This window comes from Bradyrhizobium sp. (assembly GCF_019242285.1).
In the GTDB taxonomy this organism is placed as follows: Bacteria; Pseudomonadota; Alphaproteobacteria; order Rhizobiales; family Xanthobacteraceae; genus Bradyrhizobium.
Window position 1 is genome coordinate 1 of the sequence record NZ_JAFAVV010000834.1, and the last position, 2,255, is coordinate 2,255.

Annotated in this window: 1 protein-coding gene and 1 pseudogene; one reads left to right on the forward strand and one right to left on the reverse strand. The window is 57.8% G+C overall.

The annotated features are described in order from the left end of the window. A pseudogene (locus tag JOY90_RS34300) lies at positions 1–270 on the forward strand (integrase); the annotation flags it as partial. 196 nt (positions 271–466) lie between these two features. On the opposite strand, the gene JOY90_RS34305 reads toward JOY90_RS34300, so the two are convergent. Continuing rightward, on the reverse strand, positions 467–1,441 hold the full coding sequence (locus JOY90_RS34305; RefSeq protein WP_291695522.1) for an ABC transporter ATP-binding protein: 975 nt from the start codon (positions 1,439–1,441) through the stop codon (positions 467–469). Positions 1,442–2,255 lie beyond the last annotated feature (814 nt).

Consider the following 2,255-nt stretch of genomic DNA (forward strand, 5'->3'; position numbering starts at 1 on the left):
CCAATTTGGCATTCCAAACCAGAAACAGCCTCAAGAACTCGCGGACGGATCGAGCGCGTGCTCGACGCCGCGAAGGCTCGCGGACTGCGCGCCGGAGACAACCCGGCGCGCTGGCGCGGACATCTCGATGCCCTTTTGCCGAAACGTCGGAGAATTTCCCGCGGACATCATGCGGCAATGCCCTACAACCATGTAGCAGCCTTCATCGCCCTTTTAAGGTCTTCCGAAAGCGCGTCTGCGCTCGCACTTGAATTTGCAATATTGACCGCGAATTGCGACTGAGTAAGTCCAGCCAGAATGCGGGCTGCTCGCAATTGCCTACCCGAGACAATTTCAGACACTGAATTCCCCTGCGATTGGAAAATCGCCCCAGCACGGCGCGCGCCCGAAGTTTCCGCGCGGGAACATACGTAGAACAAGCCAACGAGAAATACAAGGCTTACCCGCGTAGCCCGCCTGCGCCCGCTCAATCAATCTGAGAATGAGCGGGCCCCCTTGGCCCAGCATTAATTCGCCGCTCGCAACGCTTCGAAACATCGTGAATTCGGTTCGCTTTCGAGCGCAGCTCGGCCTGGCGCAGAAGCGCATATCTCGCTTGGGTCATTCTTAGATCACGGAACCAATCCACGAAATCGCCCCAGGGATCGCTGACTTTCGACAGGCCCGCCGCGCAGGCGACGACGCTGCCCGCATCGATTTTGCCGATGGAGACCAAGTATCCTCCAAGCGCCAAAACGCATGCCATGCTCAAATGAACCGAGCCGTTGATCAGGAAATTCATCAGGTGTTTGATTTTGTATATGCCCATATTCAACGCGAAAACATGATCGGCCATTTGTAGCTGACGCGAGGGCGTATTGACGGCTCGAGGGCTGCTATTGAGGGCGCTGCTTACCGCGCGCAGCGTGAGAATCCGTGCCGTCGCCCGGCGATTGATCGCGCTCTGCATCGCTGGGACAAAACACATCTGCAGTGTGAGCGCGCCAACTGCGATCAAGGCCATCGAGGAGTTGATGAAGGTCATATAGACGAGGAGGCTAGCGAGGACGCCGCATTGCAGGAGTGGCTCCGACAGGCTGCTCCCCACAAAGCTTCCGATCGGGTCGGCCTCGGAGAGGACGATCGAAATGTCGACGCCTCGTTGCGAGCCGGACCAATCATTCCCCGCGCTTCTGTCAGAGCCCAACACGGTTGAGCGCAGATAACGTGTCGAGCTCTCACTGACCCAGCTCCGATAGACGTTCATCGCGAGCTTGATCCCGCGCTGGGCGATCGCGACAAGGAAATAGCCGACGGCCAGAATGCCTATCGTGTGGAAATCATGACGCTGCAGGGCATCGTTGACGATACGCCGCTGCAATTCGAGAGGCACCGTGATCACGAGGCAGAGAACAATGGTGATTGCCGCAATTGCGAGCTGATGCCGTGCACTTGTCTTCACAATGAATCCGCACAAGCTGTTTGCCAGGTACGGCGTATCTCCCCCCTTTCCCGGAAGGACGCGACAGTGTGAAGGCGCGCACCGACCTTGGAAGTACGAAAAGGGTTTTATGGTTGCCGATGTTAACTCCGCCATCGCCACGATGCCGATCTCCCCAATCGCACGACCTGATCGATGCTCAAACATCCTGGTTGCACAAGCTCAGAAGAATCCATTGCCGATGAACTGCCTTTGAGACCGTGCCGAACTCGCACGCGGCTTCGCCGCGATCCGCCTGAAGGCTCGGTGGACGCGTGACACCGGTTGCGCGGTCAACTTAGCCTCCACTTGACTCGCCTCCGCTGATACGGTCCCTCGGTCTTGGAACATCATGGCCATCGTCGCCGAAGGCCCTGCTGTCGGGATCGCGATCCGAGAATCCTGCGGCTCCTCAGGACAGCCAGGAGTGCCGAGACAATCCTTGGACAAAAAGGTGGTTGAGGTGTTGCCGTGTTGACCCGGGTTGCCGCTAAAAACCAAAAAGCTGCGGAAAAATAATATGACGGCCAACAGGGCGACGATGGTCGCCCAACGTCGAAGGCGGCTCATAAGTGCTCTCCCGACACATTCGTAAAGGTCGGCGGTGCGATCCGTCGACGACATTCCATTAGCGAGCTGGGACGGCGCGAACTATTGGGCGTGGGTCGCGCGGAATGATCCATTCGGCTAGGTTAGTTGAACTTATATTTAGGAGACCGCCTCACCCGGCGAGGCATTCCGTTGACATCGAGGGCCGAGAGCCGTGCCTTCGGCTTATTCCAAGGTGCTACCTGCT